Source organism: Franconibacter pulveris (assembly GCF_056780215.1).
In genome coordinates, this window is sequence record NZ_CM165555.1 from 4,097,756 (window position 1) to 4,122,374 (window position 24,619).

The following is a 24,619-nucleotide window of genomic DNA, read 5'->3' on the forward strand; positions in this document are numbered from 1 at the left end:
TGTCCCCCGGCTGCAAACAAGGCGTCCTGCCCGGTAACAAACAGCTCTCCGCATCGCTGCGGAGAGCTAAATGGCAAACCTTATTCGGCTTCCGGCGCAGTCGGTGCTGCAGCGGCTTCCTGAGTCTGCTCAGTTGCTTCTTTAATGCTTAAACGAACACGGCCCTGACGGTCAACTTCCAGTACTTTAACCGGAACTTCCTGACCCATCTGCAGGTAGTCAGTCACTTTCTCAACACGCTTGTCTGCGATTTGAGAGATGTGTACCAGACCTTCTTTGCCGCCGCCGATAGCGACAAAAGCGCCAAAGTCGACGATACGGGTCACTTTACCGTTGTAGACGCGGCCCACTTCGATTTCAGCCGTGATCTCTTCAATACGACGAATAGCATGCTTCGCTTTTTCACCGTCGGTCGCTGCGATCTTCACGGTACCGTCATCTTCAATTTCGATGGTGGTGCCGGTCTCTTCAGTCAGCGCGCGAATCACAGAACCGCCCTTGCCGATCACGTCTTTGATCTTGTCCGGGTTAATCTTAATAGTGTGAATACGCGGTGCGAACTGAGAGATATCGCCACGCGGCGCGTTGATTGCCTGTTCCATTACGCCGAGGATGTGCAGACGCGCGCCCTTAGCCTGGTTCAGTGCAACCTGCATGATCTCTTTAGTGATGCCTTCGATTTTGATATCCATCTGCAGCGCAGTGATACCTTCACGAGAGCCCGCAACTTTAAAGTCCATATCGCCAAGGTGGTCTTCATCGCCCAGGATGTCAGACAGCACGACAAAGTTGTCGCCTTCTTTCACCAGACCCATCGCGATGCCCGCAACGGCCGCTTTAATCGGCACGCCTGCGTCCATCAGCGCCAGAGAAGCGCCACATACGGAAGCCATGGAGGAAGAGCCGTTAGACTCGGTGATTTCAGACACTACGCGTACGGTGTACGGGAAACGGTCCGCCGCAGGCATAACCGCCAGCACGCCGCGCTTCGCCAGACGACCGTGACCAATTTCACGACGCTTCGGTGAGCCCACCATACCGGTTTCGCCCACAGAATACGGAGGGAAGTTGTAGTGGAACAGGAAGCGGTCGGTACGCTCGCCCATCAGCTCATCGATGTTCTGCGCGTCGCGCTCGGTACCCAGGGTTGCGGTAACCAAAGCCTGCGTTTCGCCACGGGTGAACAGCGCAGAGCCGTGAGTACGCGGCAGTACGCCAGTACGCACATCCAGGCCACGAATCATATCTTTTTCACGACCGTCGATACGCGGTTCGCCAGCCAGCACGCGAGAGCGCACGACGTTTTTCTCGATAGCGTGCAGGATGTCGCCCAGCTCGTTCTCGTCAAGCTGTTCGCCTTCCGGCTGCTCAGCCTGCAGCGTAGCGATAACGTCCGCTTTGATAGCGTCAATCTGGCCGTAACGTTCTTGCTTGTCGATGATGCGGTAAGCGTCGCTCAGACGCGACTCCGCCAGGGCTGCAACGCGCGCATTCAGCGCTTCGTTAGCCGCTTCCGGCTGCCAGTCCCAACGCGGTTTACCCGCTTCTTTCACCAGGTCGTTGATGTTCTGAATCACAACCTGCTGCTGATCGTGGCCATATACCACCGCGCCCAGCATCTGGTCTTCGCTCAGCAGTTCAGCTTCGGATTCCACCATCAGCACGGCGCTTTCAGTACCGGCAACAACCAGATCCAGTTTGCTGGACTTCAGCTCTTCCTGGGTTGGGTTCAGCACATACTGATCGTTGATATAACCAACGCGAGCGGCGCCAATCGGGCCGTTGAACGGAATGCCGGAGAGCGACAGCGCGGCGGACGCGCCAATCATCGCTACGATGTCCGGGTTAACCTGCGGGTTAACAGAGACGACGGTCGCGATGACCTGAACTTCGTTAACGAACCCTTCCGGGAACAGCGGGCGAAGCGGGCGGTCAATCAGGCGCGCGATCAGCGTTTCGCCTTCGCTCGGACGACCCTCACGACGGAAGAAACCGCCAGGGATACGGCCTGCAGCGTAGGTGCGTTCCTGATAGTTGATGGTCAGCGGGAAGAAATCCTGACCGGGTTTGGCTTTTTTGGCGCCGACAACGGTAACGAATACCGCAGTGTCGTCCATGCTCGCCATAACGGCGGCTGTCGCCTGGCGGGCCATCATACCGGTTTCAAGCGTGACGGTATGCTGACCATACTGGAATTTACGAACGATCGGATTAAGCAAAATTATACCCTTTCTTAATGAACAACAGCACGCCCAGGGCCGTGCTGATTATACCCGACCTTCTTTGCATCCTCGCGACTAATGACAACCCTAATCCGCCTTTGCGGATGAAGCCTCTCATTAGCCGCGCGAACCTCTGCAATGAAGATCATTCTTAGCAACAATACATTAGTTTCCAGAGAATTGCTGCCGCCGGGTCGAAAAAAGGGGCCGTAAAGGCCCCCTTTTCTGAAACTCGCAAGAATTAGCGACGCAGACCCAGACGCTCGATCAGCGCGGTGTAGCGTGCAACATCTTTACGTTTCAGGTAGTCGAGCAGTTTACGACGCTGAGAAACCATGCGCAGCAGACCACGACGGCTGTGGTGATCTTTTTTGTGCTCTGCAAAGTGGCCCTGCAGGTGGTTAATCTGTGCAGTCAGCAGAGCAACCTGAACTTCGGTAGAACCGCTGTCGTTAGCACCACGACCAAACTCAGAAACGATTTTAGCTTTAGCTTCAACGCTTAGAGACATTTTAAAACTCCAAAGTAAAAAGAATGAAAGGATGCCGATCTCTAATTCAGCAATCCCATGTTTAACGCCTGTAAATTGTTAAACAATTTGCACAACGTTAAGCGGCAATATTCTACTCGCCTCCCCTGCGTATCGCAAGGTAAGCCGAAATCCTACGCCGGATATTCAACCACCAGACGGCGCGGCGCGACACGGCCTTCATCGTCAATTTCACCCATGCCGAGGAACTTTCCTTCCTCGCCTTCGGTGACACGTACCAGACCTTCCTGCGGCGCGCCCGCTGTACGTACCGGATTACCATTCTTAAAGTAAACAGCTGACGTTAACGGGATGTTTACTACCGGATAATCGGCGGCAGGGCTGTCCATCGGCATCAGCAACGGGTCCAACAGTTCGGACGCTGGAGTCCCCTGCGCCTCTGCCTGCTCGGCCAGTGATGTCAGTTGCTCAAGCGTAACCATCCGATCTATCGGATATTTGCTTACGGCCAGGCGGCGCAGAAAAATCACATGCGCGCCGCAGCCGAGCTTTTCGCCGAGATCATCAATGATAGTACGAATGTAAGTGCCCTTCGAACAATGCACTTCCAGCTCCAGCTCATCCCCTTCGTGACGAATGAACAGCAGCTCATAGACGGTAATCGGACGCGGCTCGCGCGGCACTTCTATGCCCTGACGCGCATATTCGTAAAGCGGCTTACCCTGATATTTTAGTGCCGAAAACGTAGTGGGCACTTGCATCGTATCGCCCCGAAAGCTTTCCAGCGCGCTGGCGAGTTGCTCATCGCTGAACGTTACCGGCCGCACTTCCACCACGTTGCCATCAGCATCAGAGGTGTCGGTACGCTGCCCAAGGCGAGCGATGACGCGATAACGCTTATCTGAATCAAGCAGATACTGAGAGAACTTCGTCGCTTCTCCGAGGCAAATCGGCAGCATGCCGGTCGCCAGCGGGTCCAGCGCGCCAGTATGCCCGGCGCGGTTGGCGTTATAGATGCGCTTTACTTTTTGCAACGCGTCATTGGAGGAGAGCCCCTGCGGCTTATCCAGCAACAACACGCCATGAATATCACGGCCGCGACGACGAGGACGACTCATTACTCCTCCTTGTCGTCGTCCGAGTTAACACGACGCGCTTCGTCGTGCTTAACGACATTTGTCACCAGGTTGGACATGCGCATGCCCTCAACCAGCGAGTTGTCGTAGAAGAAAGTCAGTTCCGGCACGATGCGCAGACGCATCGCTTTACCCAGCAGCGTGCGGATAAAGCCGGAAGCGTCCTGCAACGCTTTAATACCCGCTTTAATGGCGGCTTCATCTTTATCGTTGAGGAAGGTGACATAGACCTTGGCATAAGCCAGATCGCGGGAGACTTCCACACCGGAAACGGTCGTCATCAGGCCCAGGCGCGGATCTTTGATTTCACGCTGCAGGATAATGGCGATCTCTTTTTGCATCTCCTGCGCTACGCGCTGCGGGCGGCCAAATTCTTTTGCCATAGTTAATTCTCCAGACAAAGCGGGGGGCACCTGGCCCCCCTGATAATGCTGTTGCGCGGTCGCTATCAGGCGATGGTGCGCTGGATCTCAATGACTTCGAAGACTTCGATCATATCGCCAGTGCGGACATCGTTGTAGTTCTTAACGCCGATACCACATTCCATACCGTTACGGACTTCGTTGACGTCATCTTTGAAGCGGCGCAGGGATTCCAGCTCGCCTTCATAGATAACCACGTTGTCGCGCAGTACGCGGATTGGGTTGTGACGCTTAACCACGCCCTCGGTAACCATACAGCCAGCGATTGCGCCGAATTTCGGTGATTTAAAGACATCACGCACTTCGGCCAGACCGATAATCTGCTGTTTGAGTTCCGGAGAAAGCATGCCGCTCATCGCCGCTTTCACTTCGTCGATCAGGTTATAGATGACGGAGTAGTAACGCAGATCCAGGCTTTCCGCTTCAATCACGCGGCGAGCAGACGCATCAGCACGCACGTTAAAGCCAACCAGAATAGCGTTGGACGCAGCCGCCAGAGTGGCGTCGGTCTCGGTGATGCCACCTACGCCGGAGCCGACAATTTTCACTTTCACTTCGTCGGTAGACAGTTTCAGCAGCGAGTCGGAGATAGCTTCCACAGAACCCTGAACGTCGGCTTTCAGCACGATGTTCACTTCAGACACTTCGCCTTCAGTCATGTTGGCGAACATGTTTTCCAGTTTGGATTTCTGCTGACGCGCCAGCTTAACTTCGCGGAATTTGCCCTGACGATACAGCGCAACTTCACGTGCTTTCTTCTCGTCGCGAACGACGGTGACTTCATCACCTGCCGCCGGAACGCCGGAAAGGCCCAGGATTTCCACCGGAATGGACGGACCCGCTTCCTGCACTTCCTGGCCTAATTCGTTGCGCATCGCACGCACGCGGCCGTATTCAAAGCCACACAGCACGATATCGCCACGGTTCAGCGTGCCTTCGCGAACCAGAACGGTAGCAACCGGACCACGACCTTTATCGAGGAAAGATTCGATAACGACGCCGCTCGCCATGCCTTTACGCACGGCTTTCAGTTCCAGAACTTCCGCCTGCAGCAGGATAGCATTCAGCAGGTCGTCAATACCGGTACCCGCTTTCGCAGAAACGTGTACGAACTGGCAATCGCCGCCCCACTCTTCCGGAATGATACCGTGCTGGGAAAGTTCGTTTTTCACGCGATCCGGATCGGCTTCCGGCTTATCGATTTTGTTTACCGCAACCACTACCGGCACCTGCGCCGCTTTCGCGTGCTGGATAGCTTCGATAGTCTGCGGCATTACGCCGTCGTCTGCCGCCACAACCAGTACCACGATATCCGTTGCCTGCGCACCACGCGCACGCATCGCGGTAAACGCGGCGTGGCCCGGGGTATCCAGGAAGGTGATCATGCCGTTGTCGGTCTGTACATGGTACGCACCGATGTGCTGGGTAATGCCGCCCGCTTCGCCAGACGCTACTTTAGTAGAGCGAATGTAGTCAAGCAGAGAGGTTTTACCGTGGTCAACGTGACCCATAATGGTCACAACCGGCGCACGCGGCTCAGCCTGAGCCCCAGTATCGCGGTCGCTCATTACCGCTTCTTCCAGTTCGTTTTCACGACGCAGGATAACTTTGTGGCCCATCTCTTCAGCAACCAGCTGCGCGGTTTCCTGATCGATAACCTGGTTGATGGTCGCCATGGCGCCCAGTTTCATCATCGCTTTGATGACCTGAGAGCCTTTCACCGCCATTTTGTTCGCCAGTTCGGCAACGGTGATGGTTTCGCCAATCACAACGTCACGGTTAACAGCCTGCGCAGGTTTCTGGAAACCTTGCTGCAGAGAGCTGCCTTTACGCTGTTTTCCGCCTTTACCGCCGCGAACCGCTGCACGCGCTTCTTCACGATCGGCCTTAGATTCGGAATGTTTGTTGCCTTTCTTCGGCCGCGGCGCTTTAGCGGTGCGACCACGACCACGACCACCTTCTACTTCACGGTCATTATCATCTTCAGCCTGGCGAGCATGCTGTGACGTAGTGACGTGATAGTCGCTGGTATCTTCCGGCTCGCTGGACTCTTCCCAACGATTGGCATTCTCTTCCGCCATGCGACGTGCCTCTTCTGCTACGCGACGGGCGTTCTCTTCGAGTTTTCGACGCGCCTCTTCCTCAGCTTTACGCTTAAGCTCAAGGGCTTCCGCTTCACGGCGGGATTTTTCCGCCTGAGCGCTTTTGGTCACTTCGTCAGATTGTTGATTGCTCACTTTGCTCGTTTCCGCAGCTTCGCGTTTCGCCTTATCAGCAGTTTCGCGTTTAGCCTGTTCTTCAGCTTCGCGCTTCGCTTTTTCGGCGGCTTCACGCTTTGCTTTTTCCTCTGCCTCACGTTTGGCAGCTTCCTCTGCTTCACGACGGGCATTCTCTTCCGCCTCACGCTTCGCCTGTTCTTCCGCGGCGAGACGTTCAGCCTCCAGCGGATCACGTTTTACAAAGGTGCGTTTTTTGCGGACTTCGATCTGTACCGATTTACTTTTCCCACCGGTACCCTGAATATTTAGTGTACTGCGCGTTTTGCGCTGCAACGTCAATTTATCTGGCCCTGAACCATGTTCGCGGTTCAGGTGCGCCAGTAAAGTTTGTTTCTCTTGTGCTGTCACAGAATCATCAGCCGACTTCGGGATCCCTGCATCAGCGAATTGCTGTACCAGGCGGTCCACGGAGGTCTGAATCTCTGCGGCCAGCGCTTTTACGGTTACATCAGTCATGCTGTTCCTTCCTGCTACAGTTTATTACGCTTCGTCGCCAAACCAGCAAATATTACGGGCCGCCATGATAAGCTCACCGGCTTTCTCATCGCTCAGGCCTTCAATATCAGCCAGATCGTCCACGCCCTGGTCGGCGAGGTCTTCCAGCGTACAAACACCGCGTGCGGCCAGTTTATAGGCCAAAGTGCGATCCATACCTTCAAGGTTCAGCAGATCTTCGCTTGGTTTGTTGTCGCCGAGGCTCTCTTCCTGCGCAAGCGCCAGGGTAGTGAGCGCATTTTTGGCGCGTTCGCGTAAAGCTTCCACGGTATCCTCGTCGAGGCCGTCGATTTCCAGCAGCTCTTTCATCGGCACATAAGCCAGTTCTTCGAGCGTGGAGAAACCTTCTTCCACCAGGACGGTCGCGAAATCTTCGTCGATATCGAGGTAACGGGTAAACGTATCAATCGCCGCATGGGCTTCCGCCTGGTGCTTAGCCTGCAGATCTTCAACGGTCATGACGTTGAGTTCCCAGCCGCTCAGCTGAGAAGCCAGACGCACGTTCTGACCGTTACGACCGATAGCCTGCGCCAGGTTGCCCGCTTCTACAGCGATATCCATGGTGTGCTTGTCTTCATCAACAACAATAGAAGCGACATCGGCCGGCGCCATCGCGTTAATCACGAATTGAGCCGGGTTATCGTCCCACAGCACGATATCGATACGTTCGCCGCCAAGCTCCGTGGAAACCGCCTGAACGCGCGCGCCACGCATACCAACGCAAGCGCCAACCGGGTCGATACGTTTGTCGTTGGTTTTTACTGCGATTTTGGCGCGGGAACCCGGATCGCGGGCAGCTGCTTTAATCTCGATAACTTCTTCGCCGATTTCTGGCACTTCGATACGGAAAAGCTCAATCAGCATTTCCGGCTTGGCGCGGGTTACGAAAAGCTGCGCGCCGCGCGCTTCCGGACGAACGGCGTAAAGCACGCCGCGTAAGCGGTCGCCCGGACGGAAGTTTTCACGCGGCAGCATATCTTCACGCAGGATAACCGCTTCAGCGTTGCTACCCAGATCAAGTGTAATGTTGTCGCGATTTACTTTCTTGACCACGCCGGTGATGATTTCGCCTTCGTGCTCACGGAACTGATCCACCACCATCGCGCGTTCCGCTTCACGGACTTTCTGAACGATAACCTGCTTGGCGGTCTGAGTAGTAATGCGGTCAAAAGTCACAGATTCAATCTGGTCTTCCACGTAATCGCCGACATTCAGGCTCGGATCTTCAAAACGCGCAGCTTCCAGCGTGATTTCGCGGGTCGGCTGGGTCACTTCTTCTACAATTACCCAACGACGAAAAGTGTCGAAATCACCGCTTTTGCGATCGATGCTTACGCGCACATCAATCTCTTGCTCATATTTTTTCTTGGTTGCCGTGGCCAGGGCACTTTCCAGCGCTTCAAAAATTTTTTCGCGCGGAACCGCTTTTTCGTTAGAAACTGCTTCTACAACAGCCAAAATCTCTTTGTTCATCGGGGGCCTTCGCCTCAATCCAGACTATTAAAAGTGGGGAACCAGGTTCGCTTTCTGAATATTGCTCAGCGCGAACACTTCATCTTTGCCTTCGACCGTTACGGTAATCATCTCGCCATCTACGGCTTTGATGATGCCCTGCCATTTACGACGGTTCTGAACCGCCATGCGCAGTACAAGCGTGGCTTCTTCGCCAATATAACGGGTGTAGTGTTCGGCAGTGAACAACGGACGCTCGAGACCCGGCGAGGAGACTTCCAGGTTGTAAGCTACTGTGATGGGGTCTTCCACATCCAGTACGGCGCTTACCTGGTGGCTGACATCAGCACAATCGTCAACAGTGATGCCATCTTCACTATCAATATAGATGCGCAGCGTCGATGTGCGACCGCGAATAAATTCGATGCCGACGAGTTCATAGCCCAGCGCTTCCACTGGTGCCGTAATCATCTCTGTTAATTTTTGCTCTAATGTGGACAAGCCCACCCCCAAGACATAAAAAAAGGGCCTATAGCCCAGTTATTCTTTAGTCAGATAACAAAAAACCCCGATAAATCGGGGCTTTTAATAACTGAACCCTGTAAACCGCAACTGCGGCCCGGACTACCTTCCGGAGAATTTTTTTCAAAAACGGAAGTGAAGAAGTATAGCTTCTCCACAGGATATTTGAAAAACAACTCTCAGGGAAAGTGGTTGCGGGGGCCGGATTTGAACCGACGACCTTCGGGTTATGAGCCCGACGAGCTACCAGGCTGCTCCACCCCGCGTCCGAAAACGTGGCAAATACTACGCCTATTACGTGAAAAAAGCAAATTTTGCTGGGATTTGGTACCGAGGACGGGACTTGAACCCGTAAGCCCAATCGGGCACTACCACCTCAAGGTAGCGTGTCTACCAATTCCACCACCTCGGCACTATGTGCGCAGTATTCTGTTTACTGCGCGAAGCTGACAAATTAACGCGGGATATCGCTGCTCGGCTGAACCGGTGCGGTTTGCTGAGTCGGCTCAGTTTTTGCTGGCTGGCTCAGGTTTTCCCACTCGCTTCCTTTATTGGTTTTGTTGCTGTTAATGTTACCCAGTACCAGGCTGATGATGAAGAACAGCGTCGCCAGGATAGCTGTCATACGGGTCATGAAGTTACCAGAACCACTTGAACCGAACAGCGTGGCGGAAGCGCCTGCACCAAAGGAGGCTCCCATATCAGCGCCTTTACCTTGTTGCAGCATAATCAGACCAACCAGGGCCAGCGCTACAATAAGGAAAACTACCAAAAGAGCTTCGTACATAATTAACCTGTTCCTTGCGGGGTAACCGCAGCCAATTGCTTCAAACCAATAGCGCGGAGGTATTTGTCATTCCCTCCTGAAGCGGGTGTGAATACTAACGAAAGCGAATGACCTGTGCAAGGGCATTTTTTTGTTATTGAATCAACTGCGGAAAAAAACGGCAAAAGCGCTGTAATTGAACAAGAAAAAGACGACCGCAGCCGTCTTTTTAACCGTTGAACGCGTTAAGCCGCTTTTACAGCATCGGCGATGCGGTGGGCAAATTCAGTCACTTGTTCTTCGTTTTCGCCTTCCACCATGACGCGGATAAGCGGTTCGGTGCCGGATTTACGAAGCAGCACTCGCCCACGATTGCCAAGGGTAGACTCAACATCAGCAGTAATGGCTTTAACGCGTTCATGTTCCAGCGGATCGCCGCTGCCTGCCGTAAAGCGTACGTTAACCAATACTTGCGGGAAGAGCTTCATGCCGCTGCAAAGATCCTGCAAGTTCATGTGATTACGCGCCATTGCCGTCAATACCTGCAGCGCCGCCACAATGCCGTCGCCGGTAGTGGTTTTATCCAGCAGTATAACGTGGCCGGAGTTTTCCGCACCGATGCGCCAGCCTTTCTCCTGCATTTTCTCGAGCACGTAGCGGTCGCCTACTTTCGCGCGCGCAAACGGGATGCCAAGCTGCTTCAGCGCAACCTCAAGACCCATATTGCTCATCAGCGTGCCTACCACGCCGCCGCGAAGCTGTCCCTGACGCAGCCCTTCGCGGGCAATGATATAAAGGATTTGGTCGCCGTCGACCTTATTACCGGCATGGTCAACCATAATGACACGGTCACCATCGCCGTCAAAGGCGATGCCAAGATGCGCTTTTTCTGCAATCACCTTTTCCTGCAGCAAGCGCACGTCTGTTGCGCCGCATTTCTCGTTGATATTCACGCCATCGGGCTCGCAGCCAATAGTAATGACCTGAGCACCCAGCTCGCGAAAGACATTCGGCGCAATGTGGTAAGTCGCGCCGTTCGCACAGTCCACCACAATTTTCAGGTGATTGAGGTTCAGTTCATTCGGGAACGTCGCCTTGCAAAATTCAATATAGCGCCCCGCCGCATCCACGATACGGCTGGCTTTACCCAACTCCGCGGAATCGACGCAGCTGATCTCTTTTTCCATCTCCGCTTCGATAGCTTCTTCTACTTCATCCGGCAGCTTAGTACCGTCGATAGAGAAGAATTTAATGCCGTTATCATAGAAGGGGTTATGCGAGGCAGAAATGACGATACCCGCCTCGGCACGAAAGGTGCGGGTCAGATAGGCCACCGCAGGCGTTGGCATTGGGCCGGTAAAAGAGGCGGATAAGCCTGCCGCGGCAAGCCCGGCTTCCAGTGCGGATTCCAGCATATAGCCAGAGATGCGCGTATCTTTACCAATAATGACTTTCTTCGAGCCGTGACGCGCCAGCACTTTTCCGGCAGCCCAACCCAGTTTCAGAACAAAATCCGGCGTAATCGGCGCGTCGCCCACGCGGCCACGGATACCATCAGTTCCAAAATATTTACGGTTACTCATAGTGTTTCTTATCCTTCGCTGAAAGAGTAGCTTCTACCACGCGCATCGCTTCCACGGTTTCTTTTACATCGTGAACCCTCACGATTTGTGCGCCTTGCATCGCCGCGATGACTGCACACGCAAGGCTGCCGGAAAGCCGCTGATCGGGTCCGACATTAAGCAATTGACCCACCATACTTTTACGCGACATTCCCACCAACAGCGGTAACCCAAAGTGATGAAATTCACCGAGACGGGCAAGAAGCTCGTAGTTATGGGTGAGATTTTTACCGAAACCGAACCCCGGGTCGAGCAGGATTTTATCGCGTGTGATCCCGGCCGCCTCGCAGCGAGCGATATGTTGTTGGAAAAACTCTTCTACATCCGCAAACACATCTTCGTAACGCGGCGCCTCCTGCATAGTTTTTGGCTGTCCCCGCATATGCATCAGGCAAACCGGCAAACCTGTCTTTGCGGCGGCTTCAAGCGCGCCGGGCTCCTGGAGTGAGCGGATGTCATTAATAATGTGAGCGCCTACTCTCGCCGCTTCCCTGATCACTTCAGGTTTAGAGGTATCGACAGAGATCCAGATTTCAAACCGTTGCGCCAGCGCTTCCACCACCGGAATCACGCGAGCAAGCTCTTCTTCCACACTCACTTCCGCCGCCCCGGGCCGCGTTGACTCGCCCCCCACGTCAATAATGGTCGCGCCGGCGTTAATCATAGCGTTGGCATGCTTTACCGCTTCCACCAGCGTATTGTGCTGTCCGCCGTCAGAAAAGGAGTCTGGCGTAACGTTAAGGATGCCCATGACATGAGGATGTGAGAGATCGAGGGTTGAACCCTGAGCGAAGAGTTTCATTGCTGGTCCCTTGAGACTAGAGGTTTACAAAAACGAAAACCCCGGACAAGCCGGGGTTTTAATTTACTGCGACAGCGCGTTTCTAACCACTTACTTATCGCCGAATTGTTCAGACATAGTATTGCCTGGGTTCGGGGTACGAGGCTCATCAACCGGACGCGGCGCGCGAGGCGTACCGCTGCTGTCGTTATTGTTAGCGCCTGGATCTTCCCAGCCTGCTGGCGGACGCACGTCACGGCGCGCCATCAGGTCGTCAATCTGCGGTGCGTCGATGGTTTCATACTTCATCAGCGCATCTTTCATGGCGTGCAGGATATCCATGTTATCGTTCAGGATCTGACGCGCGCGATTGTAGTTACGTTCAATCAGCGCTTTCACTTCCTGGTCGATGATCCGCGCAGTTTCATCGGACATATGTTTGGCTTTCGCCACGCTGCGGCCGAGGAATACCTCACCCTCTTCTTCCGCATAAAGCAGCGGACCGAGTTTGTCTGAGAAGCCCCACTGCGTAACCATGTTACGCGCCAGGTTGGTCGCGACCTTAATGTCGTTAGACGCACCCGTAGAGACATGCTCAGCGCCGTAAATAATCTCTTCTGCAAGACGGCCGCCATACAGCGTAGAGATCTGGCTTTCCAGTTTCTGACGGCTGGCGCTGATAGCGTCGCCTTCAGGCAGGAAGAAGGTCACGCCCAGCGCGCGGCCACGTGGAATAATCGTGACTTTATGCACCGGATCATGTTCCGGCACCAGGCGGCCAATAATGGCATGACCGGCTTCGTGATACGCGGTTGACTCTTTCTGCGCTTCCGTCATCACCATGGAGCGACGTTCCGCGCCCATCATGATTTTGTCTTTCGCTTTCTCGAACTCGACCATCGAAACAACACGCTTATTGCCGCGTGCGGCAAACAGCGCAGCTTCGTTCACGAGGTTCGCCAGATCCGCACCGGAGAAACCAGGCGTACCACGCGCGATGATCGCGGCATCGATATCCGGCGCCAGCGGCACGCGACGCATATGCACTTTCAGGATCTGTTCGCGGCCACGTACGTCCGGCAGACCAACCACAACCTGGCGGTCGAAACGGCCGGGACGCAGCAGCGCCGGGTCCAGCACATCCGGACGGTTAGTCGCGGCGATAACGATAATGCCTTCGTTGCCTTCGAAGCCGTCCATTTCTACCAGCATCTGGTTCAGCGTCTGTTCACGTTCGTCGTGACCGCCGCCAAGACCTGCGCCACGCTGGCGGCCTACGGCGTCGATTTCATCGATAAAGATGATGCACGGCGCGGCTTTTTTAGCCTGCTCGAACATGTCGCGAACGCGGGAAGCACCCACACCCACAAACATTTCAACAAAGTCAGAACCGGAAATCGTGAAGAAAGGCACCTTAGCTTCACCGGCGATAGCTTTTGCCAGCAAGGTTTTACCGGTACCCGGCGGGCCCACCATCAGAACGCCTTTTGGAATTTTACCGCCCAGCTTCTGGAAACGACTCGGCTCGCGCAGGTATTCCACCAGTTCGCCGACTTCCTCTTTCGCTTCATCGCAACCCGCAACGTCTGCAAAAGTGGTTTTGATCTGATCTTCCGTCAGCATGCGCGCCTTGCTCTTACCGAACGACATGGCACCCTTGCCACCGCCGCCCTGCATCTGGCGCATGAAGAATATCCAGACCCCAATCAGCAGAAGCATAGGGAACCAGGAGATGAAGATAGAAGCCAGCAGGCTCGGCTCTTCAGGCGGTTCGCCAACCACTTTAACGTTTTTAGTCAGGAGGTTATCAAGCAGCTTGGGATCGTTTACAGGGATGTAAGTCGTGTATCGGTTACTATCTTTCTTGGTAACGTTGATTTCACGTCCGTTGATACGCGCTTCGCGAACCTGGTCCTGATTCACTTCTTGCAGGAAGGTAGAGTAATCCACCCTACGGCCATTCGACTCGCTGGGCCCAAAGCTCTGGAATACTGACATCAGCACAACTGCGATGACCAGCCAGAGTATTAGGTTTTTCGCCATGTCACTCAAGGGATTAACCTCATATTACAACTGTGTTAACAAACAGCGTCAGGGTACTATAGTTTACGCCCGGTCGCTACAATGTACACTTCACGTGAACGGGCACGAGAAGAGTCCGGTTTACGAACTTTGACCTTCGTAAACAGGGAGCGAATTTCCCGCAGGTACTCATCGAAACCTTCGCCCTGAAACACCTTCACAACAAAACTTCCGCCCGGTGCCAATACATCCCGACACATTTCGAGCGCTAATTCCACCAAATACATAGCGCGGGGGATATCGACAGCCGGCGTTCCGCTCATGTTCGGTGCCATATCTGACATGACAACCTGTACTTTATTGTCACCTACACGTTCCAGAAGCGCTTTCATGACTAATTCATCACGAAAATCGCCCTGAAGAAAGTCCACACCAACAATAGGATCCATAGGTAAAAGATCGCAGGCGATGATGCGGCCCGTGCCACCGATTTGCGTCACCACGTACTGTGACCAGCCACCGGGAGCTGCGCCAAGATCGACTACTGTCATTCCTGGCTTAAAAATCTTGTCACTCTGCTGTATTTCATCAAGTTTAAACCAGGCTCGGGAACGCAACCCTTTTTTCTGAGCCTGTTGAACATATTTATCGCTAAAGTGTTCCTGAAGCCAGCGACTGGAGCTGGCAGAACGCTTTTTACCTGTCATTTCACATTCCATCCGGGTTCATCGTGAGCCGCAGGCTCAAAAACCCACGTTGCCATTTGGCGATATTTGGGAGATGGCGGTAGAATGAACCGTTTTCAATCCCAACGTAAGCAAAAAATACGATGAATCTGAGTACTAAACAAAAACAGCACCTGAAAGGGTTAGCCCATCCGCTCAAGCCAGTGGTCATGCTTGGCAACAATGGTTTAACCGAGGGGGTGCTGGCCGAGATTGAACAAGCGCTTGAGCACCATGAGTTAATCAAGGTGAAAATCGCCACTGAAGATCGCGAAACCAAAACCTTGATCGTGGAAGCCATCGTGCGTGAAACCGGCGCCTGTAATGTACAGGTCATCGGTAAAACGCTGGTGCTTTATCGCCCGACTGCGGAACGTAAAATTTCACTGCCGCGCTAAAAAATTATTTTTGCTGAAAAAGTAAGCGAAAATAGTTTTTTTTGGTGGCGAACGAGCAAAATGCCACGCTCCGTTTGTTGATAAAAGGCCGCTTTGCGGCCTTTTTCCTTTCTTTACAATGCTTCGCTTTTTCTGAGCGTAGCAGAAATCAGAGGTACTCTACCTTCACGATTTCAAATTCAACCTGGCCGCCAGGGGTGTTGATCACCACCACATCGTCCAGCTCTTTGCCTACCAGACCGCGCGCGATTGGCGAGTTCACAGAGATCAGGTTCTGTTTGAAATCCGCCTCATCATCGCCAACGATGCGATAGGTTTGTTCTTCATCGTTATCAAGGTTAAGCACGGTTACCGTCGAGCCAAAAATTACGCGCCCATTGTTTGGCATCTTCGTGATATCGATTACCTGCGCATTCGAGAGCTTGGCTTCAATATCCTTGATGCGCCCTTCGCAGAACCCCTGCTGTTCACGCGCGGCGTGATATTCAGCGTTCTCTTTCAAATCGCCATGCTCACGCGCTTCGGCGATAGCAGCGATGATTTCAGGGCGGCGAACCGATTTCAGAAAATCCAGCTCTTCGCGCAATTTTTCAGCGCCACGTAAGGTCATCGGAATAGGTTGCATTTGTTATACCTCTCACTGTCCTGTTCGAAACGGTCACAGCCCGCTCCGGCTGCACGTCAGCCCGGCAGATCCTGCTTTTCCCGGGCGAGAAACAAAAGAAAACTGACCCGGAGACAAAGCTCCAGGTCAGCATCAGTTTTGCAATTTGATACGTATTTTAACCTGAAGTTCCCTGGGGGTCATCGTTTACTTTCCAGGGCGAAGCGCCTTAGTATGGCGGCACGTTTTCAGGTTGTAACCGCGAGATTATGCGATTTTCCAGATTTGTTATCGGATTAACCACAAGTGTAGCGTTGAATGCCAGTGCCGCCAATGTAGAAGAATATATCAATCAGTTACCCGCTGGCGCGAATCTCGCCCTGATGGTGCAGAAAATCGGCGCATCCGCTCCGCAGATTGATTATCACAGCCAGCAGATGGCTTTGCCGGCCAGTACGCAAAAAGTGATCACTGCGCTGGCGGCCTTGCTACAGCTGGGCCCGGATTATCGTTTTACCACGACGCTTGAAAGCCGCGGCGAGGTAGATAATGGCGTGCTTAAAGGCGATCTTATCGCGCGGTTTGATGGCGATCCGACATTCAAACGTCAGGATCTTCGTAATATGGTGGCGGCGCTTAAGCGCGCCGGCATACAAAAAATCGAAGGCAATGTCCTGATCGACACCTCGGTTTTTGCGAGTCATGACAAGGCGCCTGGTTGGCCGTGGAATGACATGACGCAGTGCTTCAGCGCGCCGCCCGCCGCCGCAATTGTCGATCGCAACTGTTTTTCGGTTTCGCTCTACAGCGCCCCGAAAGCTAACGATCTTGCCTTCATCCGTATCGCCTCTTATTACCCCGTGACGATGTTCAGCCAGGTGCGCACTCTGCCCCGCGGCTCATCTGACGCGCAATACTGCGAACTGGATGTGGTGCCGGGCGATCTTAACCGTTACACGCTGACAGGCTGTATGGTGCAGCGCGCAGACCCGCTGCCGCTTGCTTTCGCTATTCAGGATGGCGCCAGTTATGCCGGCGCTATTTTGAAGGCGGAACTGAAGGAAGCGGGCATCAGCTATAGCGGCACGCTGCTCAGACAAACGCAGGCGAATCAGCCAGGAACGGTGCTCGCCAGCAAGCAATCCGCGCCGCTGCATGACTTGCTCAGAATCATGCTCAAAAAGTCAGACAACATGATTGCCGACACGGTGTTTCGCACCATTGGCCGAAACTTTTATGGGGTACAAGGCACCTGGCGCGCAGGAGCGGATGCCGTGCGCCAGATCCTGCGTCAGAAAGCCGGCGTTGATTTAGGCAACAGTATCGTAGTGGATGGCTCCGGCTTGTCTCGCCATAATCTTATTTCGCCAGCCACCATGATGCAGGCGCTACAATATATTGCGCAGAACGACAGCCAGCTTAACTTTATCTCCATGCTGCCGCTGGCGGGCCATGACGGTTCGCTGCAATACCGTGCCGGCCTGCACGAAGCTGGTGTTGACGGTAAAGTTTCAGCAAAAACGGGGTCGCTGCAAGGGGTTTACAACCTGGCGGGTTTCATTACCACCGCCAGCGGTCAGCGTATGGCTTTCATCCAGTACCTTTCCGGGTACGCCGTGGAGCCAGCCGACCAGCGTACGCGTCGCGTGCCTCTGGCGCGCTTCGAGAGTCGTCTCTACAGGGATATTTATCAGAACAATTAATTTATGAATCTGCTGATAGTTGAAGATGATTTGCCGTTGCAGGAAAGCATGGCGCTGGCGTTTGTGACCGAGGGCGATCAACCTGTCTGCGCGGCGTCCGCCGCTGAAGCGGATATCCTGGTGCAGCAGCACGCTTACGGGCTGATTATCCTCGACCTGAGTTTGCCGGACAGGGATGGGATTGCCCTGCTTGCTCAGTGGCGGCGTAGCGGAATTCGCGCCCCTGTGCTGATCCTCACGGAGCAAGGCGCGCTGGCGGAACGCGTCTATGGCCTGGACGCGGGCGCGGACGACTACCTGACGAAACCTTTTGAACACGATGAGTTGTGGGGCCGGGTACAGTCAATTTTACGGCGCTATCCGGCGCAAACCGAAACCATTACGCAGCCCGCCCCCTCTTCACGCAGCGAAGGATTAACGCTGAACCCGCAAACGCAGCAGGTTCTCTTTAAAACGCAGCCTGTCGACGTTACGCCGCTTGAATATGCGCTGCTGGCGCGACTGACGGCTCTGCCGGGCGAAACCGTCAGTCGCGAAAACCTGCTGGAAGAGATGCGCGGTCGGGATGAGGCGGGTTCTAACACGCTTGAAGTGCATATTCACAATTTGCGTCGCAAGCTTGGCAAAGCGGCGATAAAAACCGTTCGTGGCGTGGGTTACAGGCTGGATATAGAAAACTAGCGCAGGGCTTGCTTGCGCGGGGCGAGTTCAGCCACAGCTCATAAAAAAAGCCGGGATATCCCGGCTTTTCTTTAACGTTTGTAGATAAACTCAACGCCTTCGTCGTCGTCTTCATCCCAGTCGTCATCCCACTCTTCTTCAGCTTCTTCTTCTATCTCTTCAAGCTGCTGACGGTGGTAATCGTCCCACATGAATTCGACTTTCTCTGGCTGCTTCGCCTCTTCTTCCTGCTTGATCGGGTTCTCAATGATGAAATACATCACATCCCAGCAGAGATCTTTCACGCCAAGCTGGCTTGCAGCCGAGATAAGGTAGTACTTCCCTTCCCAGCCCAGCGCTTGCGCGATAGCTTTCGCACGCGCTTCCGCTTCTTCGCGATCCAACAGGTCAATCTTGTTGAATACCAGCCAACGCGGCTTTTTCGCCAGGCTTTCGCTGTACTTTTCCAGCTCGCCAATAATAATGCGGGCGTTTTCGATCGGGTCTGATTCATCAACAGGCGCCAGATCGATAAGGTGCAGCAACACGCGGCAGCGCTCAAGGTGCTTGAGGAAGCGGATACCCAGGCCAGCGCCTTCCGCGGCACCTTCAATCAGGCCCGGGATATCAGCAACGACAAAGCTTTTCTCATTATCCATACGCACCACGCCAAGACTTGGCACCAGGGTGGTAAACGGATAGTCTGCGACTTTCGGTTTGGCTGCGGAAACCGCGCGGATAAAGGTTGATTTGCCTGCGTTAGGCAGACCCAACATGCCGACGTCCGCCAGCAGCATCAGCTCAAGCTGCAAGTCACGCTTTTCACCCGGCGTACCCATCGTTTTTTGACGCGGCGTACGGTTAACCGATGATTTAAAGCGCGTGTTGCCAAGACCATGCCAGCCGCCTTTCGCCACCATCAGGCGCTGACCATGCTTAGTCATATCGCCCATGGTTTCGCCAGTGCCCTGATCGATAACGCGCGTGCCGACCGGGACTTTGATTGTGACATCTTTCCCACGCTTGCCGGTACAGTCGCGGCTCTGGCCGTTCTGCCCGCGTTCGGCGCGGAATGATTTCTCAAAACGGTAGTCGATAAGCGTGTTGAGGTTTTCGTCCGCTTCCAGCCATACGTCGCCGCCATCGCCGCCATCGCCGCCGTCCGGCCCGCCTTTAGGTATATATTTTTCGCGACGGAAGCTCACACAGCCGTTGCCGCCATCGCCTGCTACGACCAGAATCGTTGCTTCATCAACAAACTTCATTTTACTTCTCCGTAAATCATTCGCCCGAACGGGGTAGCGTCACTACCGCTTCGTTTTTGCGCCACCGTCCCCAGAGACGGTGACCGATGGCGGAATACATCGCGCCCGCAACCACGACAAACGCGCCGAGATAACCCAGCGGGTTAAGCATCGGTCTGGCGAAGAAGTCGGGCCAGGCAACAGATAACAAATCTGAGAACAACAGGGTGAACAACGGCGTCAGCGTAATCAATGCGCTAACCTGCGCCGCCTGCCAGCGCGCCATCGCTTCCGCCAGCGCACCGTACCCTACCAGCGTATTTACCCCGCAAAAAATCAGGCAGGCCAGTTGCCACGGGCTTAAAGCAAAAATGACCGAAGGTTCAGCCAGCGGCAATAACGCGATAGTACATAAAGTGTACAGCAAAAGCAGGATCTGTTGCGAAGCCAGACGACGCAATAAAACTTTTTGCGCGACCCCATAACTGACCCACACTGTCGCCGCGCCGACGCCAAAGATAACACCCCAGGTGTAGTCGGTCAGACGCGTAAAGATCTCAATCAGGCTGGTATTAAAAAACATGACCAACCCGCAAAGCAGCATGATGGCGCCGATGACCTGCGTGCCGCGCATCTTCTCTTTTAGAATGATGACGCTCGCCACCATCATCCCAACCGGCGAAAGCTGCCCTATAACCTGAGACGCCGTAGGGTTCAGGTACTGCAGGGAAGAGCTGAACAGAATAAAGTTACCGAACAGCCCTCCCGTCGCGATAGCCAGTAATACCAGCCAACGCGGCTTGCGGAACATCCGCAGCGGCGGAAGCTTGCCTCGCAGCGCAAGAATGATCCCAAGACCAATAGAGGCCATCAGGAATCGGTAAAACACCACCGTCGGCGGCGCCATTACCGTGAGTACCTGTTTCATCGCGATAGGCAGCGCTCCCCAGCACATCGCTGTGGTGAGGGCCAGAAGAATGCCTATTCCCGCCTGCTGTTTCATGTCTGGGTCCCTGCGCAAATTTGCCGGATGCGGAATGTAAAAAGCCCCGCAACACGTTGCGGGGCTTTATCCGTTACCGGGACACGAAAAACTTATTCAGCAACGATGCTGATGAATTTACGGTTTTTCGGGCCTTTAACTTCGAACTTAACTTTACCGTCAGTCAAAGCGAACAGAGTGTGGTCTTTGCCGCAACCAACGTTGGTGCCTGCGTGGAACTTGGTGCCACGCTGACGAACGATGATGCTGCCAGCCAGTACTGCTTCACCGCCGAAACGTTTTACGCCCAGGCGTTTAGCTTCTGAATCGCGACCGTTACGAGTTGAGCCGCCAGCCTTTTTGTGTGCCATTTAATCTGCTCCCCTGTATTAAGCGCTGATGCCAGTGATTTTCACATCAGTGAACCACTGACGATGGCCCTGCTGCTTACGGTAGTGTTTACGACGACGAAACTTAACGATTTTAACTTTCTCGCCACGACCGTGAGCAACAACTTCAGCTTTGATTACGCCGCCATCAACGAAAGGAACGCCGATTTTGACATCTTCACCGTTTGCGATCATCAGAACTTCAGCGAACTCAACAGTTTCGCCAGTTGCGATGTCCAGCTTTTCCAGGCGAACGGTTTGACCTTCGCTTACTCGGTGTTGTTTACCACCACTTTGGAAAACCGCGTACATATAAAACTCCGCTTTCCGCGCACGCCTTCTGTATGTTCAGAGTGCGCTATAAATATTCACATAGGGCGCGAATATTACGCAAATCGTGAGGCTTTGACAAGTCTGATCGTTAATCAACGCGGAAAAAAAACGCAACTCCTACGGCAGCGTTTATCTGCCGCATTTTTCCGGTACAATCTGTACTACATTTACAATCCATTATCCTTACGTTCTCCCATTACAGCCTTGTGGTAAACAGGACGATAGCCAGACTTTTGCGATGAATTTAGAAAAAATTAATGAGTTAACCGCGCAAGATATGGCGGGTGTCAACGCGACTATCCTTGAACAGCTCAATTCCGACGTGCAACTTATCAGCCAGTTGGGCTATTACATCGTCAGCGGCGGCGGTAAGCGCATCCGTCCGATGATAGCCGTACTTGCTGCGCGCACGCTGGGTTACGAGGGTAACGCGCACGTTACGCTCGCCGCGCTGATTGAGTTTATCCATACCGCTACCCTGCTACATGACGACGTGGTGGACGAATCCGACATGCGCCGCGGCAAAGCGACGGCCAACGCCGCGTTCGGCAATGCCGCAAGCGTTCTGGTAGGCGATTTTATCTACACCCGCGCATTTCAAATGATGACAAGCCTGGGCTCGCTTCCTGTGCTCGAAGTGATGTCGGAAGCCGTGAACGTTATCGCTGAAGGCGAAGTCCTGCAGCTGATGAACGTCAACGATCCCGATATCACCGAAGAAAGCTACATGCGCGTTATTTACAGCAAAACGGCCCGCCTTTTTGAAGCCGCCGCGCAATGCGCCGCGCTGCTGGCGAACGCCGATAACGCGCAGGTGCAGGCGCTTCAGGATTATGGCCGCTATCTCGGCACCGCTTTCCAGTTGATCGACGATCTTCTGGATTACAGCGCCGACGGCGAACGTCTGGGCAAAAACGTGGGCGACGATCTTAACGAAGGCAAACCTACGCTGCCGTTGTTGCACGCGATGCGCAACGGATCCCCGGAGCAGGCGAAAATGATCCGGGAAGCTATCGAGCAAGGCAACGGGCGTCATCTTCTGGAGCCCGTGCTGGCGGCAATGGCGGCGTGCGGATCGCTGGAGTGGACGCGCCAGCGCGCTGAAGAAGAGGCGGATAAAGCGATTTCCGCACTGGCGATCCTGCCGGACTCCCCTTATCGTGAAGCGCTGATTGCGCTGGCTCATACTGCCGTACAGCGCGATTATTGATCCCTTTCCGCGCCAGCAGGCGCGGAATATTTCTTAACGTCAGCTTTTCCTTTCCCCGTCTGTCTGGGCTCAGGCCTGGGCAGCGCCAGTTTTTGGTAAATTTCCGATTCTTACGTCGTCTTAAAAGAACCATTTAGAAAATTTTGCCCGATAAGTGTACATTTCAGATGTTGCGCTATTTCAGCCAACCGGATGTTACAGGCGCTTACAGGGAGGATAAATGGAACGTAAACTTGTGGACTGGCATCCTGCCGACATCATTGCCGGCTTACGTAAAAAGGGCACTTCGCTGGCAGCGGAATCGCGCAAAGCCGGACTGAGCTCTTCAACCCTGGCCAATGCGTTAAGCCGCCCCTGGCCAAAAGGCGAATACCTTATCGCCATGGCGCTGGATACCGACCCCTGGGTTATCTGGCCGTCACGCTACTTCGATCCAAAGACGCATGCGTTTATTAATCGCGGGCTTTTGATTCGGGAACGTTAAAAAAACCGGGGCATGCCCCGGTTTTTTATTTTTCATTTCATGCGCGTTTATTCGCCTTTTACGCGCTCAATATTGGCGCCCAGCGCACGCAGTTTGTCTTCGATACGCTCGTAACCACGATCGATATGGTAAATGCGATCGACAATGGTTGTGCCTTCCGCAATGCACCCCGCCAGCACCAGGCTTGCAGAAGCACGCAGATCGGTCGCCATTACCTGCGCGCCGGAGAGTTTCTCTACGCCATGACAGATAGCGGTATTGCTTTCAATCTCTGCGTGAGCGCCCATACGGATCAGCTCCGGCAGGTGCATAAAGCGGTTTTCGAAAATAGTTTCGGTGATAACGCCTGTCCCTTCCGCCACCAGGTTCAACAGGGTGAACTGCGCTTGCATATCGGTCGGGAAAGCCGGATGCGGCGCAGTGCGCACATTAACCGCTTTCGGGCGTTTACCGTGCATATCAAGGCTAATCCAGTCTTCGCCGATTTCGATGTCCGCGCCCGCTTCGCGAAGCTTCGCCAGTACCGCGTCCAGCGTATCCGGCTGGGTGTTGCGGCACATCACCTTGCCGCCGGAAATGGCTGCCGCCACCAGGAAGGTGCCGGTTTCAATACGGTCCGGCAGGACGCGATACACGCCGCCGCCCAGACGCTCAACGCCTTCGATAGTGATGCGATCGGTGCCCATGCCGGTAATTTTCGCGCCCAGCGTGTTGAGAAAATTCGCTGTGTCGACAATCTCCGGCTCGCGCGCGGCGTTTTCAATAACCGTAGTGCCTTGCGCAAGCGTAGCTGCGCTCATGATAGTAACGGTCGCGCCTACGCTTACTTTATCCATCACAATATGCGCGCCTTTCAGGCGGCCCTGGACGGATGCTTTCACATAGCCTTCTTCCAGTTTGATCTCCGCGCCCAGTTGCTCAAGACCGGTAATGTGCAGATCCACCGGGCGGGCGCCGATAGCGCAACCGCCCGGCAGAGAAACCTGCCCCTGGCCGAAGCGCGCCACCAGAGGACCCAACGCCCAGATAGAGGCGCGCATGGTTTTCACCAGCTCATACGGCGCACAGAAGATATTGACCTGGCTTGCGTCGATCCAGACGGAACCGTTGCGTTCAACCTTCGTACCCAGCTGGCTGAGCAGCTTCATGGTGGTATCGATATCTTTCAGCTTCGGTACGTTCTGGATCTCAACCGGCTCTTCGGCCAACAGCGCAGCGAAGAGGATCGGCAGCGCGGCGTTCTTCGCCCCGGAGATCGTGACTTCGCCGTTCAGGCGGCAAGGCCCCTGCACACGAAATTTATCCATCAAAAGTATTCTCTGTTAGTTATTCATAGTCGCTGTCGGCCGCCGGCCCACAGCTCAAAAACCGTTAAGTTTGCGGTCGCGCTCCCACTCCTGTGGGGTATAGGCTTTGATGGATACCGCATGAATGCGGTTATCGGCGATATACGCCATCAGTGGGCCATAGACAGTTTGCTGTTTCTTAACGCGACTCATGTCGGCGAACAGGTCACCCACCGCAATTACCTGAAAATGGCTGCCATCGCCGGAGACGTGGACTTCCTGGAGGGGCAGTGCATTCATCAGCACTGACTGGATTTCATGATTTTCCATGGGATCTTGATTCGTCGTTTAGTGAAAACAGCCCAACATCTTAGAGCAAAGTGACGCGCGCT

At 54.2% G+C, this 24,619-nt stretch carries 24 protein-coding genes and 2 tRNA genes; 5 read left to right on the forward strand and 21 right to left on the reverse strand.

All coding sequences use genetic code 11. From position 1 onward, the window contains the following. Positions 1–80: 80 nt before the first annotated feature. From pnp to rlmE, 14 genes are all read right to left on the reverse strand, one after another. A complete protein-coding gene (gene pnp, locus ACU4F7_RS19315) occupies positions 81–2,219 on the reverse strand; it encodes a polyribonucleotide nucleotidyltransferase (protein WP_024559296.1) in 2,139 nt (712 codons plus the stop codon). A gap of 244 nt (positions 2,220–2,463) precedes the next feature. Further along, the gene (gene rpsO / locus ACU4F7_RS19320; RefSeq protein WP_024552689.1) at positions 2,464–2,733 is read right to left on the reverse strand and encodes a 30S ribosomal protein S15; all 270 of its coding nucleotides are present in this window, start codon (positions 2,731–2,733) and stop codon (positions 2,464–2,466) included. A gap of 152 nt (positions 2,734–2,885) precedes the next feature. Beyond that, complete coding sequence (truB, locus tag ACU4F7_RS19325) at positions 2,886–3,830, reverse strand: tRNA pseudouridine(55) synthase TruB (RefSeq protein ID WP_481637586.1); 945 nt, start codon at positions 3,828–3,830, stop codon at positions 2,886–2,888. After that, a complete protein-coding gene (rbfA, locus tag ACU4F7_RS19330) occupies positions 3,830–4,231 on the reverse strand; it encodes a 30S ribosome-binding factor RbfA (protein WP_024559294.1) in 402 nt (133 codons plus the stop codon). Before rbfA ends, truB begins: the two co-directional genes overlap by 1 nt. Positions 4,232–4,296: 65 nt before the next feature. Then, positions 4,297–7,005, reverse strand: coding sequence for a translation initiation factor IF-2 (gene infB / locus ACU4F7_RS19335; RefSeq protein WP_029590317.1), 2,709 nt, complete (start codon positions 7,003–7,005; stop codon positions 4,297–4,299). Between the two features lie 24 nt (positions 7,006–7,029). Continuing rightward, positions 7,030–8,517, reverse strand: coding sequence for a transcription termination factor NusA (gene nusA / locus ACU4F7_RS19340; RefSeq protein ID WP_029590315.1), 1,488 nt, complete (start codon positions 8,515–8,517; stop codon positions 7,030–7,032). A gap of 27 nt (positions 8,518–8,544) precedes the next feature. After that, positions 8,545–8,997, reverse strand: coding sequence for a ribosome maturation factor RimP (rimP, locus tag ACU4F7_RS19345; RefSeq protein ID WP_024559291.1), 453 nt, complete (start codon positions 8,995–8,997; stop codon positions 8,545–8,547). A 210-nt stretch (positions 8,998–9,207) separates the two neighbouring features. Further along, a tRNA-Met gene (locus tag ACU4F7_RS19350) sits at positions 9,208–9,284 on the reverse strand. Between the two features lie 59 nt (positions 9,285–9,343). Continuing rightward, positions 9,344–9,430: transfer RNA gene (locus ACU4F7_RS19355), tRNA-Leu, on the reverse strand. 42 nt (positions 9,431–9,472) lie between these two features. Then, positions 9,473–9,805 carry a preprotein translocase subunit SecG gene (gene secG, locus ACU4F7_RS19360; protein WP_029590313.1) on the reverse strand — a complete coding sequence of 111 codons (333 nt, stop codon included), beginning with the start codon at positions 9,803–9,805 and terminating at the stop codon, positions 9,473–9,475. A gap of 224 nt (positions 9,806–10,029) precedes the next feature. Continuing rightward, positions 10,030–11,367 (reverse strand): phosphoglucosamine mutase, encoded by a 1,338-nt coding sequence (gene glmM, locus ACU4F7_RS19365; protein WP_481637587.1) that lies wholly within the window; start codon positions 11,365–11,367, stop codon positions 10,030–10,032. Further along, a complete protein-coding gene (gene folP, locus ACU4F7_RS19370) occupies positions 11,360–12,208 on the reverse strand; it encodes a dihydropteroate synthase (RefSeq protein WP_481637588.1) in 849 nt (282 codons plus the stop codon). Before folP ends, glmM begins: the two co-directional genes overlap by 8 nt. A gap of 90 nt (positions 12,209–12,298) precedes the next feature. Further along, positions 12,299–14,230: an ATP-dependent zinc metalloprotease FtsH gene (gene ftsH, locus ACU4F7_RS19375; protein WP_024559287.1), complete on the reverse strand. Its 1,932-nt coding sequence runs from the start codon at positions 14,228–14,230 to the stop codon at positions 12,299–12,301. A gap of 56 nt (positions 14,231–14,286) precedes the next feature. Further along, positions 14,287–14,916: a 23S rRNA (uridine(2552)-2'-O)-methyltransferase RlmE gene (rlmE, locus tag ACU4F7_RS19380; RefSeq protein WP_024554656.1), complete on the reverse strand. Its 630-nt coding sequence runs from the start codon at positions 14,914–14,916 to the stop codon at positions 14,287–14,289. A 122-nt stretch (positions 14,917–15,038) separates the two neighbouring features. On the opposite strand from rlmE, the gene yhbY reads away from it, so the two are divergent. Next, entirely contained in the window at positions 15,039–15,332 is a 294-nt protein-coding gene (gene yhbY, locus ACU4F7_RS19385) for a ribosome assembly RNA-binding protein YhbY (RefSeq protein ID WP_024554655.1), read from the forward strand. 148 nt (positions 15,333–15,480) lie between these two features. On the opposite strand, the gene greA is transcribed toward yhbY, so the two are convergent. Next, positions 15,481–15,957 (reverse strand): transcription elongation factor GreA, encoded by a 477-nt coding sequence (gene greA, locus ACU4F7_RS19390; protein ID WP_024559286.1) that lies wholly within the window; start codon positions 15,955–15,957, stop codon positions 15,481–15,483. Positions 15,958–16,205: 248 nt separating this feature from the next. Here greA and dacB point away from each other — a divergent pair, with 248 nt between their 5' ends. Then, positions 16,206–17,639 (forward strand): serine-type D-Ala-D-Ala carboxypeptidase, encoded by a 1,434-nt coding sequence (gene dacB / locus ACU4F7_RS19395; protein WP_481637589.1) that lies wholly within the window; start codon positions 16,206–16,208, stop codon positions 17,637–17,639. Positions 17,640–17,642: 3 nt separating this feature from the next. Continuing rightward, positions 17,643–18,320 (forward strand): response regulator, encoded by a 678-nt coding sequence (locus ACU4F7_RS19400; RefSeq protein ID WP_481637590.1) that lies wholly within the window; start codon positions 17,643–17,645, stop codon positions 18,318–18,320. Between the two features lie 71 nt (positions 18,321–18,391). Here ACU4F7_RS19400 and cgtA read toward each other — a convergent pair whose 3' ends face one another. The 4 genes from cgtA to rplU form a co-directional block, all read right to left on the reverse strand. Further along, a complete protein-coding gene (gene cgtA / locus ACU4F7_RS19405; protein ID WP_481637591.1) occupies positions 18,392–19,564 on the reverse strand; it encodes an Obg family GTPase CgtA in 1,173 nt (390 codons plus the stop codon). Between the two features lie 16 nt (positions 19,565–19,580). Beyond that, entirely contained in the window at positions 19,581–20,546 is a 966-nt protein-coding gene (locus tag ACU4F7_RS19410; RefSeq protein WP_029590296.1) for a DMT family transporter, read from the reverse strand. Positions 20,547–20,638: 92 nt separating this feature from the next. Further along, a complete protein-coding gene (gene rpmA, locus ACU4F7_RS19415; RefSeq protein ID WP_024549632.1) occupies positions 20,639–20,896 on the reverse strand; it encodes a 50S ribosomal protein L27 in 258 nt (85 codons plus the stop codon). Between the two features lie 18 nt (positions 20,897–20,914). After that, a complete protein-coding gene (gene rplU, locus ACU4F7_RS19420; protein WP_004385077.1) occupies positions 20,915–21,226 on the reverse strand; it encodes a 50S ribosomal protein L21 in 312 nt (103 codons plus the stop codon). 259 nt (positions 21,227–21,485) lie between these two features. Here rplU and ispB point away from each other — a divergent pair, with 259 nt between their 5' ends. After that, entirely contained in the window at positions 21,486–22,457 is a 972-nt protein-coding gene (gene ispB / locus ACU4F7_RS19425; RefSeq protein WP_029590278.1) for an octaprenyl diphosphate synthase, read from the forward strand. 220 nt (positions 22,458–22,677) lie between these two features. Further along, positions 22,678–22,941: a DNA-binding transcriptional regulator SfsB gene (gene sfsB, locus ACU4F7_RS19430; RefSeq protein ID WP_028019966.1), complete on the forward strand. Its 264-nt coding sequence runs from the start codon at positions 22,678–22,680 to the stop codon at positions 22,939–22,941. Positions 22,942–22,988: 47 nt separating this feature from the next. Here sfsB and murA read toward each other — a convergent pair whose 3' ends face one another. Further along, positions 22,989–24,248 (reverse strand): UDP-N-acetylglucosamine 1-carboxyvinyltransferase, encoded by a 1,260-nt coding sequence (gene murA, locus ACU4F7_RS19435; protein WP_024559280.1) that lies wholly within the window; start codon positions 24,246–24,248, stop codon positions 22,989–22,991. A 54-nt stretch (positions 24,249–24,302) separates the two neighbouring features. Next, positions 24,303–24,557 carry a BolA family iron metabolism protein IbaG gene (gene ibaG, locus ACU4F7_RS19440; RefSeq protein WP_024559279.1) on the reverse strand — a complete coding sequence of 85 codons (255 nt, stop codon included), beginning with the start codon at positions 24,555–24,557 and terminating at the stop codon, positions 24,303–24,305. Positions 24,558–24,619 lie beyond the last annotated feature (62 nt).